Origin of the sequence: Wenjunlia tyrosinilytica (assembly GCF_014646055.1) — a bacterium.
In the GTDB taxonomy this organism is placed as follows: Bacteria; Actinomycetota; Actinomycetes; order Streptomycetales; family Streptomycetaceae; genus Wenjunlia; species Wenjunlia tyrosinilytica.
The window spans coordinates 173,044-187,255 of record NZ_BMMS01000017.1; the positions used below are offsets into that span (position 1 = coordinate 173,044).

Sequence of the window (14,212 nt, forward strand, 5' to 3'; positions counted from 1 at the left end):
TGGACGCGGGCATGGCTCCGATCGATTTCTCGGGCGGGGTTCCCCGGCCCCGTGCGCTGGATGTGCGGTGGATCCATGGATCGCCGTCGGCCAAGCACAACACCGACCCGGACATCCAGGTCCATGAGTACGACGAGCACTCCTTCATCCTCCGGCAGAACAAGGCGGTCGACTTCGAGGCGCCGTTCATGTTCCTGCTGTTCGGCAATGAGCGGGCGGTGTTGATCGACACCGGTGCCACGGCGTCCGCCGAGTTCTTCCCCCTGCGCCGGGTGGTCGACGAACTGGTCGAACGCCGGCTGGCGAGGCACCCCCGCGTCGGGTACCACCTGCTCGTGCTGCACACCCACGCGCACGGCGACCACATCGCGGGCGACGCCCAGTTCGCCGACCGCCCCGACACCACGGTCGTCGGCGGGGACCTGGCCACGGCCTGGGAGTACTTCGGGTTCGGCGAGGACCCCGGCGCCGTCGCGGAGGTCGACCTCGGGGGCAGGGTGCTCGAGTGCCTGGCCACCCCGGGCCACCATGAGGCGGCGGTGACGTTCTACGACCGTTGGACCGGATTCCTGCTCACCGGTGACACGGTCTACCGCGGCCGGCTCTACGTCCAGGACTGGCCGGCCTTCGCCCGCACCATCGACCGGCTTGTCGAGTTCTCGGGCAGCCGGCCGGTCACCCACGTGCTCGGGTGCCATGTCGAGATGACCAGGCAGCCCGGGGTGGACTACCCGATCCGCACCACGTATCAGCCCGACGAACCTGCGCTGCAGATGACGACTGGTCACCTGCACGAGATCCAGGCGGCCGTCAGGGAGATGGGCGACCGTCCGAGTCGGCGTGCCTTCCCCGACTTCGTCATCTGCCCGGACGCATGATCGGCCCGGACGAATCGACCCGCGTCGTCCTCGGCTCAGCCTTATTCGATCCCGACGATCCGCACACGTCAAGGGCGAGGACCGCGATGTGCGGGTGGGCGGTGCGGCGACCCTCAGCGGGTCGGCGGGTCGCGCGGTGCCTCGGTGATGTCGGTGGGGGCTTCCTCGGCCATGGAGGTGGGGCGGGATTGCGGCGGCGGCCCCGCACGACGGGGCCGCCGTCCGTCCGTCCCGGCTACGCGGGCCTGACGTTGCCGTAGATGGGCATCTCCGTGATGGGTGCGATCTTCACCGTGTCACCCGGCTTGGGGGCGTGGATCATCCGGCCGTTGCCTATGTACATGCCGACGTGGCTGATGTCGTTGTAGAAGAAGATCAGGTCACCGGGCTTCAGTTGGCTCGTCGAGACCCGCCGGCCGGCCTTCACCTGGTCCCAGGTCGTGCGCGGCAGGGATACGCCCGCGGCCTTCCACGCCGCCTGGGTCAGTCCCGAGCAGTCGTAGGAGTTGGGGCCCGTGGCGCCCCAGACATAGGGCTTGCCCAGCTGTGCTCGGGCGAACGCGACGGCCTTGGCGGCCTGGGTCGTCTGGCTGCCGCCCGAGGTACCGCTGTCCCCTGTGCCGCCTCCCGAACCGGAGTCCGAGCCGCCGCTTTGCTGGGCCTTGTTCTCGGCGGCCTCGCGCGCTTTGCGCTCCTGCTCGAGCTTCTTCGCGCGCTCCAGGGCTTCGGCGGCCTTCTTGCGCTCCAATTCCTTGAGCCGGGCCCGTTCCTCGGCGGTCAGCCGGGCCAGGAGCTTGCGCGCCTTGCCCAGCTTGTCCTGGACGGTCCGCTTCTCCACGGCCAGCTCGCGCTGCGCCTTGGTCAGCCGCCCCAGGCTCCTGGATGCCTCCAGCCGCTTGCGCGCGGTGTTCGCCTGCTTGTCCTGGAAGTCCTCGACGGCGTGCCGCTGGTTGTTCCCCAGCCGAGTCATGATGTGCGTCTGGTCGAAGTAGGCCTGGGGATCCTTGGCAAGCAGCAGTTCGGCGGTGGCGCCGACCCCGCCGGTGCGGTACTGCTCGGCCGCGTATTCGCCGAGCTTGCGACGGGCCTGGTTGAGCGAGTCGGCCTGCTCGGCCACCTCGTCGAGCAGGCGGTTCACCTTCTGGCGCTGCGCCTTCGTCTTCTCCATGGCGCCGTTGTAGCGCTGAGTGGCGCTTTCGGCCTGGTGGTAGAGCTCGTCGACCTGCGCCTTGACCTCCTTGACGGTGGCCTTGGCGGGGGCGGCGTTCGCCGTCTCGCTGAGGAGGGTGACCGTCGCGAGAGCGGCGGTGGTGAGCCCGGCAGCGGCGCGGGTGCCCGGTGAGGCGAAGAGGGCAGGGCGGGGTTTGCGGTGCGTCGCCAATGCAGGCGGCTCCTTCCGTGGACCGCCTACCGGGTTAGCTGTCGGGTTCGGGCCGATGGGTCGGAAGGTTGCCCTACGGTCCCGGCCTGGAAGACCGGACCCGATTCACCCCAGAATGCGTGGGTCCCCGGCTCCGGACAGGCCGGACTCGGCGCGGGCGGCCGACCTCGACGTCTTTCGCCGGTGTGGGGGACGACCGCTTGAGCGAGCACGTTACTCAAACGTTGTGATCGATGGGAAGGCGGATCCGGTGTGAGGTTGGAGCAATCTCGAGGCACCGGGTGAATACATCCCTCCGTTTCCTGACATGCCGCACCGCGTGATCGTCGGCGCTCATTGGCGACGGGGCTTGCCGTTCTCCAGCAGACGGCCGCGAAGGACGGTCAGCTGGTGGGAGTACTCCACCGACCGGGTCTCGTCCAGGGACGCCAGAGCGAGCAGGAGCGCGTCGGTGAGGACGATGCCGGTCAGGGCCTCGGCGGTGATCCCCGTCGGAGTGTGCGGAGCGGACAGGATGACATCGGCGTCGCCCGCAAGCCGCTGCGCGAGTTCGTCGGTGACCACGACCACCGACGCCCCCACCAGCCTGGCCCGCTCCAGCAGGACCTCCAGGTCGCGCAGCAGCCTTCCGGGGACGTAGGCCACCACCACGGCGTCCCGGCTCAGGGCGAGCAGGTCGTCGGCCAAGGTGAAGCCGGTGCTTCCCACGAAGCGGGCCCGGCGGCCCATCCTTCCCAGCTTGAGCGCCAGATGCCGCGCGGGCAGTTCGGAGGCGCCGACACCGTAGGCGAACACCTCCCCCGCCCCGGCGACGACATGGACGGCATGGTCGAAGGCCTCGAGGTCGATCTGCGTCCGGCCGTGCTCCACACGCTCCGCCGCCTCGGCGTAGACGCGCTCGCGGATGCCGCTCAGGTCGTGGCCGACCTTGCTGATCCGCTGCCGCAGCCGCACCTCGGGGGCGACCTCCGAGCTGAAGTCCTCGGCGACGTCCCTTTTGAACGCCGACAGGCCGCCGAGCCCGAGCTTTTGCAGCGTGCGCACCACGGTGGCGCTGCTGGTGCCTATGGCGGTGCCGAGGTCCTGCGCGCTGGCGAAGAGCACCTGCTCGGGAGAGCAGTGCGCGAGGTACTGGGCCACCGTGCGCTCGGCCGGCGAGATCTCCTCCCAGTGGTCCCGCAGGGCGGCCCGCAGTCGGTCCAGAGCGGGATTGAGGCGTTCATCAGTCACAGGCCTTGACTCCAACGTGTAGACGCATCCATGATGCCGCAACGCGGATTACAGATTACAGCAACTTGGTAATGACTGTTACTGACGCGTTCAGTCCCTGGGAGACCATGTGAGCACCGCCCCTCTTCTCGCTCTGGAGATCCACGGCGCACCCCGCGAGCGGGGCCGCCAGTACGGCGAGGGCGCAAGCCCTCTGATCCATGCCGCGGTCGATTACTACACCGAGGCGTTCGGTCAGGCCAGTGGGCTGACCTGGGCGCAGGTCACGGACCGGGCCGCCCGCTGGATGGAGCCCTGCCGGGACTTCGCCCCGGACCTGGTCGAGGAGATGACCGGGATCGCCGAGGGCGCCGGGCTGCACCCCCTGGACATTCTCGCCCTCAACGCCCGCGGGGAGATCATCTACGACAGCACCTTCTCCGGGATGAGCCCGTCCCCGCCCGTGCCCGTGCCCGCAGGCGTCGGCGAGGGCTCCCCCGCCGACTCCGAAGACGACTGCCCGGCGGACTTCGACGAGGCTCCCGACGGGTGCACCTCCTTCGCGCTGATGGACGAGGCCTCCGCCGACGGCCATGTCTACGCCGGACAGAACTGGGACTGGCGGTACGCCGTCCGCGACACGGTCATGGCGCTGCGTGTGGTCCAGCCCGGACAGCCGACCGTGGTCATGCACCTCGAAGCGGGCCAGATCGGCAGGCAGGGAGCCAACTCGGCCGGCCTGGCCCTGAACGCCAACGGGCTCGGCGGCCGGTTCGACGGCGCCGTCGGCGTTCCGCAGACGTTCATCCGCCGCAAGGTGCTCAACAGCGCCAACGTCGCCGACGCGCTGAGGACACTGATCCGCACCCAGCCGCACATTGCCAGCAATGCCCTGCTCACCCACCGCGCGGGCTTCGCGATCGATGTGGAGACCACTCCCGGCCCCCACGGCTGGCTCTACCCCGCTGACGGCCTGCTCGTGCACGGCAACCACTTCCAGGCCGCACTGCCCCCGCAGATCGCCGCCACCTACCGCCCCGCCTCGCCCGACTCCCTCATCCGCGTTCCGCGAGCCGAGTCGGGTCTGCGCCGCTGCCGCGACTCGTCATCACCCCACGAGACGCGCAAACTGATCAGATCCGCCATGTCCGACCACCTCGGGCACCCCGAGTCCCTGTGCACCCACCCGGATCCCCGCAAGCCGGCGGTCCGCCAGTGGGCCACACTCCTGTCGAGCTGCGTCGACCTCACCACGGGCGACTACCTCCTCACCCCGGGCCCGCCCTGCTCCCACGAGTACCAGTGCCTGCCCTGGAACCTCTACGACGGTCCCAGTTCCTGACCCGGCGGCCGACCGGACCCGCCCCTGCGCGCACCCGCACCCACCCGTGCCAAGCGCCCGTCCCGTGCCAGTCATCCACCAGTCCGCTCCCGGAGCCCCCATGTCGCGCTCGCGTACTCTCACCGCCCTCTCCCTCTGCGCACTCCTCGGCCTGACCACGGCCGCCTGCTCGCAGTCCCGCCCCACCCAAGCCAAGCCCCACGTCGACCCGGCCGGGCTCACACTCGTCGACCGCACGGCCAAGCCCAACAGCGCGGTCGACAAGGTGCACTGGCAGCTCGACGCCGAACCCAGATCCCTCGACCTGGACGTCAAGGCGGACACCGGAGGCAACACCGTTCTTGCCAACGTCTGCGAGCGGCTGTTCCAGATGCAGCCGGACCTGTCGGTGCGCCCCTTCCTCGCCGAGACGGCGAAGTACACCGATCCCACCACCCTCGTGCTGACCGTGCGCGGGGACGTGACCTTCCACGACAATTCGCCCATGACCGCCGACGACGTGCTGTGGAGCCTCAAGCGCCACGCCACGGCGGGCATGACCGAATCGGACGAGTACGAAGACGTCCGGAGCATGAAGCGCACCGGCGAGCGCCAGATCACGATCCGCTTCAAGAAGCCCAACGCGCTGTTCACCAAAGCACTCGCCGGCAACGGCGGCATCGTCCTGAACCGTGAGAAGGTGCGGGCCGCCGGTGACAAGTACGGCTCGCCCGGCACCGAGGACGCCTGCTCCGGGCCGTACCGGGTCGAGAGCTGGCAGTCCGGCAGCAAGGTGACCCTCGACCGCTACGGCGCCTACTGGGACAAGGACCTCAAGCCCCTGGTCCGGTCCGCGGACTTCACCTGGGCCGAGAACGAGAACACCCTGGTGAACAACCTGGTCACCGGCACCACCGACGGCAGCTACATCACCACCACGACCGCCGTCGCACCTCTGGCGTCGTCGAAGGCACTGCGTGTCGCCTACGGCAAGTCCACCCGTGTCTTCACCCTGATACCGACCGAGCGCGGCGGTATGAAGGACCCCAACGTGCGGCGGGCGCTGTCGCTGGCCCTGGACCGCCGGGGCATCGCCAAGTCCGGATTCGGCGGACTCGCCCAGCCGTGGAGGACCCCGCTGGGCCCCGGCGCCTGGGGCTACGAGAAGAAGGCCTTCGAAGCCGCCTACGACAAACTGAGCGGTGCCCCCGAACGGCCCACCAAGGCCGATCTGGAGAAGGCCAGGAAGCTGGTGGGCCGGGTCGACTCCCCGCCCGCCCTCGTAGTGGCCAGCGACGGCACTCCCCTGCGCACCCTGCTTGCCAACGCCACCGTGGACGCGGCCAGGAAGATCGGCCTCAAGGCCGAGGTGAGGACGATGTCCGGCGCGGACTTCGCCAGCCTCTACACTGACAAGGCGCTGCGCCGTAAGGTCGATCTGGTCCCCGACGACTGGTACATCACCAAGCCGGACCCGGCCGGCTTCTACGACAACGCCCTGACCGGATCACCCAACAACTGGGTCGGCTACAGCTCCCCGGAGTACGACCGGGTGGTCACCAAGGCGCTGCGCACCAACGACGACGCCGAACGCGCCCGGCTGCTGATCGACGCGGAGCGGCGGTTCAGCGAGGACGCCGTGTGGATCCCGCTGGTCCAGGCGCCGAATGTGCTGGTCACCTCCAGCGAATACACCGGCGCCCCGGCCTCGATGGCCTACATCGCCTACCCGTGGCTGGCTGACCTGGGCGCCAAGCGCTGAGCCGGCTCCCTCACTGTCCGACCGGCGGCCGCGCGGCGGGACTCCCACCGCGCGGCCGCCGGAGAACCTCAGGAGGACACTCCATGGCCGTCCGCGCCCTGCGTACCAGCCTCACACTCGTGCTCACACTCCTCGCGGCGTCCCTCGTCATCTTCGGGGCGATCTACGCCGCCCCCGGTGACCCCGCGGCCTTCCTCGTGGGCGGCCAGGAGGACGCGACGCCCGAGAAGCTCGCCGCGGTCCGCGCCGCCTACCATCTCAACGACCCCGTGTGGTCCCAGTACGGGCACTGGATCGGCGGTGCCGCCACAGGAGACTTCGGGCGGTCGCTCCAGTACAGCGACCAGGTCTCCCACCTCATCGCCTCCCGCCTGCCGACCACGTTGTTCCTCGTTGTCTACGCCTCCGTCCTGTTCGTCGTCCTGGGCACCGCCCTCGGCGCCCTCAGCGCCGTGCGCCGCGGCCGCCTGGACTCGGCGATCGTCGCCGTCACCACCCTGCTGTCGTCGATCCCGAAGTTCGTCAAGGCACTGGCCCTGGTCGCCCTCTTCGCCGTCCAACTGGGCTGGTTCCCGGTCAGCGGCGCGGGAGAGGGCTTCATCGGCCGCCTGCACCACCTGACTCTGCCCGCCTTCGCACTGGCCATGGCCGAACTGGCCGTCGTCACCCGGGTGACACGCCAGAGCATGCTCGACCAGTACCCCCTGGACCATGTGACCGCGGCCCGCAGCGCCGGGCTCAGCGAAGGCAAGGTCGTCCGCCGCCATGTCCTGCGCAACGCGCTGCCGCCCATCGTCACCATGTGCGGACTGCTCACCGCCGGACTGTTCGCCGGGACCGTGGTCATCGAGACGGCGTTCGGCATCAGCGGCATGGGATCGCTGCTCGTCGGGGCGATCAACACGCACGACTTCCCCGTCACCCAGGCGGTCCTGCTCCTGATGGTGCTCGCCTACATGCTCGTCACCACGGCCGTCGACCTCGTTCATCCCGTCCTCGACCCGCGGGTGCGCCTTCACAGGAGTCCGGCATGACAGTCCAGACAGCCACCTCCCCGGCGCCGGGAAGGCGCTCGGCGCAACCGGAGCCGCCCCCGGGCCGCGGCCGGCTCCTGCGCACCGGTCTTCGCCATGTGCGCTCGTGGCCCCTGCCGTTCACGGTCGCCGCGGCCTTCCTGGCCCTGACCACTGTGGCGGCTCTGCTGGCACCGCTGATCGCCCCGCAGGATCCGCAGGCCATCGACCTGAACGCCTCGTCCGCGCCGCCGGACGGCGTCCACCTCCTGGGGACCGACCAGTCCGGCCGCGACCTGCTGTCCCGGGTGCTGTTCGGCGCCCGGACGAGCCTGGTCGCACCGCTGGCCCTGCTGCTGTGCGCCGCGGTGATCGGTGTCGCGCTGGGCACCCTCGCCGCGTGGCGGGGAGGGTGGACCGACGCCCTGGTCTCCCGGGTGACCGATGTGATGTTCGCCTTCCCCGGGCTGCTGTTCGTGGTCCTGATCATCGCCGTGTTCGGCGACGGTCTCACCACAGCCGTGGTGGCGCTCGCCCTGGCCTACTCGCCGGTCATCGCCAAGTACACCCGCAGCATCGCGCTGTCGGAACGCGCCAAGCCCTACATCGACGCCTACCGGGTGCAGGGAGTGAGCGGATTCTCCATCTGCGTACGGCATCTGCTTCCCAACCTGGCCGCCGCGCTGCTCGGCTATCTCGTCCTGATGTTCGGTGAGGTGCTGATGGGAATGACCACACTCAGCTATCTCGGCTTCGGCGCCCAGCCGCCCAGCTCCGAATGGGGGCTGATGGTCAAGGAGGGGCAGGCCGCCATCGTCCAAGGGGCCCTGTGGCCGGCGCTGGTGCCCGGCACCGCCATAGCCCTGACCGTGGTCGCATTCAACATCGTCGGCGTGCGGGTCTCCGACCGCCTCGGCGCGAGGGAACGCTGATGCTGCACATCGAGAACCTGACGGCCGAACTGCCGTCCGCGACCACCCGCCGCCCTGTGCTGCGGCAGGTCGACCTGCGCGTCGGCACCGGCGAGGTGGTCGGCCTGGTGGGCGAGTCCGGCTCGGGCAAGTCCACCACCGCCAAGACCATCCTGCGGATGCTCCCCGACGGCACACGGGTGCGGGGCGCTGTACGTCTGGAGGGACAGGACATCCTGGACATGGACGGCCCGCGCCTGCGGGAGCTGCGCTCGCGCCGGGTGGCCATGATCCACCAGGATCCCAGGGCGGCGCTGAACCCCGTACGCACCATCGGCGACTTCCTGACCGAACGGATGGTCCACACCCTCGGCCACAGCAGCAGGCAGGCCGAACGCCAGGCCCTCGCTCTGCTGACGGCCGTCGGCATCACCCATCCCGAACAGCGGCTGCGGCAGTACCCGCACGAACTGTCCGGCGGAATGCTCCAACGTGTCGTCATCGCCTCCGCGCTGGCCGCGGAACCGGAGCTCCTGCTCGCCGACGAGGCGACCAGCGCCCTCGACGTCACCACTCAGGCGGAGATCCTGGCCATCCTGCGCGAGCACCAGCGCCGACGTGACCTCGGCCTGCTGTTCATCACCCACGATCTGCACCTCGCCTCCGCCTACTGCGACCGCGTGTACGTGATGTACGCCGGCCAAGTCGTGGAGCAGGCCCCCGCGCACACCCTGTTCTCCTCCCCCAGGCACCCCTACACCGCGGCCCTGCTCGGCTGCACCCCCAAACTCGGGGATCACACGCCGGTCCGGCCCATCCCCGGCCGGCCGCCCTCCCTCGGCGACGTGTTCACCGGCTGCCCGTTCGCCGCCCGCTGCCCGGCCGCCGAACCGGCGTGCGAGACCTGGCAGCCCGTGCACACCCGCACCGCCGAAGGCGGCTCGGCCGCATGCCGTCTGCTGGAGCGGCACCCCGCCGAATCCCTCCCCACCACATCCCCGCAAGAGGTGCACCCGTGACCGCGCCGGCGCTCGAAGTCCACGCCCTGTCCAAGGTGTTCCCGCTGCCCGGCCGGCGCGGGGCCGGCACCGTCGCGGCCGAGGACATCGGCTTCACGGTCCCTCCCGGTGGCTCACTCGCCCTGGTCGGGGAGTCGGGCTCGGGCAAGACCACCATCGCCCGCATGCTGGTCGGCCTCGAGCGGCCCGACTCCGGAACGATCAGCGTGGACGGCCGGGCCCGCGACGCCCGCCCGCACGGCCTGCGCCCCGGCCGCGGCGGGGGCCGTGCGGAACGGCTGCGCCGCGCCCGCGAGATCCAGATGGTCTTCCAGGACCCCTATCTGTCCATGGATCCACGGCCGACCGCCACCCAGTGCCTGGACGCGGTCCTGCGCCTGCACGGCACCGCGGACCGCGCCGAACGAGGCAGGCGCGTGCGCGAGTTGCTCGAGCAGGTGGGGCTGGGCGCCCGCGAGTCGGGGGCACGCCCGCACGAGCTGTCGGGAGGGCAGCGCCAGCGCCTGGCCATCGCCAGGGCGCTGGCTGCCCGCCCGCGGGTGCTCGTCCTGGACGAAGCCGTCGCGGCACTCGATGTGTCCATCCAGGCTCAGATCCTCCAACTGCTCGCGGCGGTGCGTGAGGAGGAAGGGGTCGCTCTGGTCTTCGTCAGCCATGACCTGGCGGTGGTTCAGCAGCTCACCGACGATGTGCTGGTGCTCTACCGCGGGCGCGCGGTGGAGCAGGGCCGCACCATGTCCGTCCTGGCGCGTCCGCATCACCCCTACACCCGGCTCCTGGTCGAGTCCGCCCCGCGGCCCGGCTGGGATCCGGCCGATGTCGTGCGGCTGAGGCGGGAGTTGGCCGCCGAACTCGAGGCGTCGCCCAGGAGACGGGAGGTGGAGGCTGCCCGCGGTTAGAGCGGCGCCCGGAGGTGCGTGACCGGACGCCGGGTGACCGATGTCCGGTCAGTCCTTGACGATGCCCAGTTGCTTCAGGAAGGTGAGGTTGTCCTCCAGATGGGCGTTGGTGCTGATGCGGCCGTCGGCAACGGTGAGGACGTCGATCGCGGGGAAGTCGACGACCTGGCCCTTGCCCTCGACGCCCTGGAACGTGCCGGTGAAGTGGCCGTGCAGGTGGAGCCTGGTGGTGACCTTGTCGCGGCCCACTATCAGTTCGGTGATCTCCACCGACAGGTCGGGCACCGCCGCCCGGAAGGCGCGGGAGGCGAACACGGGGCCTTCGGGGCCCTGCGGCCGGCCGGGCGGAAGGGTCAGGTCGGTGAAGTCGGGGCTGATGGCACGGTCCAGATAGGTCTTGTCCCCGGTGTTCCAGAACGTGTCGAAGTACTGGGCGGCACGCACCGTCCGGCGCGCGCGGTGCTCGCCGATCGAGCGGTCGACGGTGAGGGACTTCGGCTGCACGACGCCGGGTGAGTGGTCGACGAGCTGCCACTCCCACCCGGTCCGGCCGGCCGCCGCCCCGTCCCGCGGTGCGCTGGTGGACTCGTGGCCGCTGGCGGCGGTCACGCCGACTCCGAGGAATGCGGCGGCGACCAGAGCAGCGGCGGCGGCTCGCGTTTTGACCATGACGATTGCTCCCTGTGGCTGAGGATGTGGGGCACCGGCCCCTCTCCACTCATGCTCTTGGTCGGGAACTCATAAGTCCAATGCAAGCTTTTGACAGAGATCATGAACATCACTCATGACTGCCGAACCGCCATCGCCACCCGGTCACCAGGTGACCGGCAGGCTGTGCACGCCGTAGAGGAACATGTCGTGCCGGAAGGGCACCTGCTCGAACGGCACGGCCAGGCGCAGCTCCGGGAGGCGCCGAAGCAGCGTCTCCACCGCCGCCCGCAGCTGCACTCTGGCCAGCATCTGGCCGATGCACTGGTGGATGCCGTAGCCGAAGCCGAGGTGGTGGGCCTCACGCTGCCCGTCGAACCGGTCGATGTCGAACTGCTCGGGACAGGCGAAGGCCCGCTCGTCCCGGTTGGCGGAGGCCAGCGAGGCAATGACGCCCTCGCCCGCGCGGATCAGCTGCCCGCCGATCTCGACGTCCTCGGTGGCGAGGCGCGGCAGACCGGTGTGGACGACGGTGATGTACCGCATCACCTCCTCCACCGCCGGCTTGACCAGCTCCGGGTCCTCGCGGACCCGGGCGAGCTGCTCGGGGTGGACCAGCAGGAGGAGCAGGGCCAGGCCGATCATATTGGACGTGGTCTCGTATCCGCCGAACATCAGGACGAGGCTCAGACCGACCAGTTCGTCGTGGGTGCACTCGCCGTGCGCCTCACGTTCCAGCGCCAGGCGGCTCATCAGGTCGTCGGCCGGGTCCGCCTTCTTCCGCTTCGCCAGAGCGTCGACGTACTCGCGGACCTCCATGACCTTCTCGCGTGCCCGCTCGATCGGGGTGTCGGTCGGCATGAAGACCTTGGTGGCCTCGGTGAAGAAGGAGGCGTCCGCGTGCGGTATGCCGATCAGCTCACTGATGACCTTCACCGGAAGGGGATGTGCCAGGCCCTCCTTCAAGTCGGCCGGAGCAGGACCGTCGGCGATCCGCTCCACGAGCTGCTCGGTGAACTCCTGGATGCGCGGCCGCAGCGACTCCACGGTCTTGACGGTGAAGGTGCGCGAGACCAGCCGCCGCAGACGGGTGTGGTCGGGCGGGTCGATGTGGACGAAGTTGCCCGGGGGCACCGGGCGGGGCGGGCCGACGTGCGGGAAGTTGGGACGGCGGCGGTCCGCGCTGAACCGGCGGTCGGCGAGTACCGCCTTGACGTCCTCGTACCGGGTGACCAGCCAGGCGTCCATGCCCTGGGACATCCTGACCGGTGCCACGGGCTTGTCGGCGCGGAGTCTGCCGATCAGCGGGGGCGGGTCGAGGGGGCACTCCCGGTTGTGGCCGATCCATGGGTAGTCGGGTAACGCTTCGGCCTCCACCGGGGAGTCGGTCTGCGTCATGAGGTCGCTCCTTGTCGTGCCGGGCGGACAAGCGGTGAACGGCCGGGTGAACGGCGAAGGGGGGAGACTGCCGCGCCCCCGGCCCGCTGCGGCCGGGGGCTCACTCGTGCTGCGCGCACGGGCGGGGCGGGCCGTCTCACCTCAGACGGACGGGGAGCCTGTCCAGCCGCTGGAGGAAGTGCAGCGGCCGCCACCGGATCTCCTCCGGGGGCACCGCGAGGCCGATGTCCGGGAAGCGCCGCAGCAGTCCGCCCAGCGCGATGGTGCCTTCGAGCCGCGCGAGACGTGCCCCGAGGCAGTAGTGGATGCCATTGCCGAAGGCCAGATGCGGATTCTGGCGGCGCAGGATGTCCAGCCGGTCGGGGTCCTCGAACTTGGTGGAGTCCCGGTTGGCCGAGGCGAGGCAGAGGATGACCAGCGACCCCTTGGGGACGGTGACGCCGTCGACCTCGACGTCCTCGGTGGCGTAGCGGAACACCCCGGGGATGGGCGGAGGGTCGAAGCGCAGCAGCTCGTCGATGGCACCGGCGAGCAGGCCCGGATCCTTCTTCAGGGCCGCGAGCTGGTCCGGGTGCTGGAGCAGCCGGAACATGCCGCCGCTGATGAGGTAGATGCTCGTCTCATGCCCTGCCGTGAGCAACTGCAGGGCGTGGGCGGGCAGTTCGTCCTCGCTCAGGAGGTTGTGCTCGTCGGCGGCCTCGACGAGCCCGCTGAGCACGTCGTCGCCGGGCGCGGCGCGCTTCTCCTCGAGCTTGGCCGCCATGAAGTCCTTGAGCTGCCGGATGGCCGACAGGGCGTCCTCGGGCTTGCCGGCTCCCACGAGTTGGGTGACCAGCCCGCCGAAGTGGTTGCTGTCCTCGTGCGGAATGCCGAGCAGTTCGCAGATGACCCCCACCGGGAACGGAAAGGCGAACCGCTCGACGAGCTCGACCTCGTCCTCGGTGGACATCCCGTCGAACAGCGACTCGGCGAGGCGTTCCAGACGTGGCCTGAGATTGTCCACGGCGCGGGCGTTGAATGCCTGCACGACCAGCTTGCGCATACGGGTGTGGTCGGGGGGATCCCGGTTGATCATCACCAGGCGCAGCATCGGGTCCTTGCGGATCAGCGCCTGGCTGTTCTTGATCTCCTCGCGCCCGACCGCGTGATGGACCTCGTTGCTGAACCTGGCGTGGTCGTTGAGTGCCGCGTCCACGGCGTCGTACCGAGTGATCCACCACGAGGGGGTGCCGTCGGGCAGGACGACCGGGACGGCGGCTCCGAGTTCGCGGAGGCTGGCCAGAAACGGATGGGGGTTGTTCCCGAAGTCGGGTGGTACGGGGACTGGCTGTAATTCGCTCTCGGCTGCCTTCTGGGTGACCACAAAAGATCCCTTCGTCAAACGCCCGAGATCCCGGGCTCGGCGCGGCGGACGCTCCTGTGCTGGGTGGCCGAAACGCACCACCCGAGCAGGCACTTCAACGGTCGGTGAATTCCCCTGGCTCAGCAGGCTACGGCATCCACACACGCCGTCAAGAGCGGCGGCGGGGCAGGAGTCTGCCAGGGTTCGGCGACCGTGTCGCAAACCCGCCCCGAGGACGAATTGCCCTTTCGGGGATTAGGTGCAATTCTTCATATGTTGAATTTCTCGTGCCGCAGCCGCGTCCCGGGGGGACCGCTGCGCCCGCTGGACCGAAGACTGGTCACAAGCCGCTTCAGGCGCACCTCCGATTCCGCCTGGCACACGGCCACCGATATGGCGCATCGCAAGGCACCGCGAGTATCCGAACAGCG

12 protein-coding genes and 1 riboswitch are annotated in these 14,212 nt (G+C 69.9%); of the genes, 7 read left to right on the plus strand and 5 right to left on the minus strand.

Annotation, left to right across the window (positions count from 1 at the left end):
- The first annotated feature begins 11 nt into the window (after positions 1-11).
- Positions 12-878 carry an MBL fold metallo-hydrolase gene (locus IEY86_RS20450; protein WP_189133217.1) on the plus strand — a complete coding sequence of 289 codons (867 nt, stop codon included), beginning with the start codon at positions 12-14 and terminating at the stop codon, positions 876-878.
- A 235-nt stretch (positions 879-1,113) separates the two neighbouring features.
- Here IEY86_RS20450 and IEY86_RS20455 read toward each other — a convergent pair whose 3' ends face one another.
- Complete coding sequence (locus tag IEY86_RS20455) at positions 1,114-2,259, minus strand: C40 family peptidase (protein WP_189133218.1); 1,146 nt, start codon at positions 2,257-2,259, stop codon at positions 1,114-1,116.
- 8 nt (positions 2,260-2,267) lie between these two features.
- Positions 2,268-2,423, minus strand: a riboswitch (cyclic di-AMP (ydaO/yuaA leader).
- A gap of 169 nt (positions 2,424-2,592) precedes the next feature.
- Positions 2,593-3,489, minus strand: coding sequence for a MurR/RpiR family transcriptional regulator (locus tag IEY86_RS20460; protein WP_189133219.1), 897 nt, complete (start codon positions 3,487-3,489; stop codon positions 2,593-2,595).
- Between the two features lie 109 nt (positions 3,490-3,598).
- Here IEY86_RS20460 and IEY86_RS20465 point away from each other — a divergent pair, with 109 nt between their 5' ends.
- From IEY86_RS20465 to IEY86_RS20490, 6 genes are all read left to right on the plus strand, one after another.
- A complete protein-coding gene (locus IEY86_RS20465) occupies positions 3,599-4,810 on the plus strand; it encodes a C45 family autoproteolytic acyltransferase/hydrolase (RefSeq protein ID WP_229698617.1) in 1,212 nt (403 codons plus the stop codon).
- A 100-nt stretch (positions 4,811-4,910) separates the two neighbouring features.
- Complete coding sequence (locus IEY86_RS20470) at positions 4,911-6,551, plus strand: ABC transporter substrate-binding protein (protein ID WP_189133220.1); 1,641 nt, start codon at positions 4,911-4,913, stop codon at positions 6,549-6,551.
- Between the two features lie 83 nt (positions 6,552-6,634).
- Positions 6,635-7,585 carry an ABC transporter permease gene (locus tag IEY86_RS20475; protein ID WP_189133221.1) on the plus strand — a complete coding sequence of 317 codons (951 nt, stop codon included), beginning with the start codon at positions 6,635-6,637 and terminating at the stop codon, positions 7,583-7,585.
- On the plus strand, positions 7,582-8,496 hold the full coding sequence (locus tag IEY86_RS20480; RefSeq protein WP_189133222.1) for an ABC transporter permease: 915 nt from the start codon (positions 7,582-7,584) through the stop codon (positions 8,494-8,496). Before IEY86_RS20475 ends, IEY86_RS20480 begins: the two co-directional genes overlap by 4 nt.
- Entirely contained in the window at positions 8,496-9,494 is a 999-nt protein-coding gene (locus tag IEY86_RS20485) for an ABC transporter ATP-binding protein (protein WP_373287060.1), read from the plus strand. Before IEY86_RS20480 ends, IEY86_RS20485 begins: the two co-directional genes overlap by 1 nt.
- Positions 9,491-10,393 (plus strand): ABC transporter ATP-binding protein, encoded by a 903-nt coding sequence (locus tag IEY86_RS20490; protein ID WP_229698618.1) that lies wholly within the window; start codon positions 9,491-9,493, stop codon positions 10,391-10,393. Before IEY86_RS20485 ends, IEY86_RS20490 begins: the two co-directional genes overlap by 4 nt.
- 48 nt (positions 10,394-10,441) lie before the next feature.
- Here IEY86_RS20490 and IEY86_RS20495 read toward each other — a convergent pair whose 3' ends face one another.
- The 3 genes from IEY86_RS20495 to IEY86_RS20505 all read right to left on the minus strand — a co-directional run bounded on the left by IEY86_RS20495 (position 10,442) and on the right by IEY86_RS20505 (position 13,802).
- On the minus strand, positions 10,442-11,062 hold the full coding sequence (locus tag IEY86_RS20495; protein ID WP_189133224.1) for an ester cyclase: 621 nt from the start codon (positions 11,060-11,062) through the stop codon (positions 10,442-10,444).
- Positions 11,063-11,206: 144 nt separating this feature from the next.
- Positions 11,207-12,439 (minus strand): cytochrome P450, encoded by a 1,233-nt coding sequence (locus IEY86_RS20500; RefSeq protein WP_189133225.1) that lies wholly within the window; start codon positions 12,437-12,439, stop codon positions 11,207-11,209.
- A 136-nt stretch (positions 12,440-12,575) separates the two neighbouring features.
- On the minus strand, positions 12,576-13,802 hold the full coding sequence (locus IEY86_RS20505; RefSeq protein ID WP_189133226.1) for a cytochrome P450 family protein: 1,227 nt from the start codon (positions 13,800-13,802) through the stop codon (positions 12,576-12,578).
- Positions 13,803-14,212 lie beyond the last annotated feature (410 nt).

Excerpts from the sequence above, each read along its gene's own strand:
- IEY86_RS20450 (WP_189133217.1), top strand. The coding sequence starts at position 12 with ATGGCTCCGATCGATTTCTCGGGCGGGGTTCCCCGGCCCCGTGCGCTG.
- IEY86_RS20470 (WP_189133220.1), top strand. The coding sequence starts at position 4,911 with ATGTCGCGCTCGCGTACTCTCACCGCCCTCTCCCTCTGCGCACTCCTC.
- IEY86_RS20475 (WP_189133221.1), top strand. The coding sequence starts at position 6,635 with ATGGCCGTCCGCGCCCTGCGTACCAGCCTCACACTCGTGCTCACACTC.
- IEY86_RS20480 (WP_189133222.1), top strand. The coding sequence starts at position 7,582 with ATGACAGTCCAGACAGCCACCTCCCCGGCGCCGGGAAGGCGCTCGGCG.
- IEY86_RS20485 (WP_373287060.1), top strand. The coding sequence starts at position 8,496 with ATGCTGCACATCGAGAACCTGACGGCCGAACTGCCGTCCGCGACCACC.
- IEY86_RS20495 (WP_189133224.1), bottom strand. The coding sequence starts at position 11,062 with ATGGTCAAAACGCGAGCCGCCGCCGCTGCTCTGGTCGCCGCCGCATTC.
- IEY86_RS20500 (WP_189133225.1), bottom strand. The coding sequence starts at position 12,439 with ATGACGCAGACCGACTCCCCGGTGGAGGCCGAAGCGTTACCCGACTAC.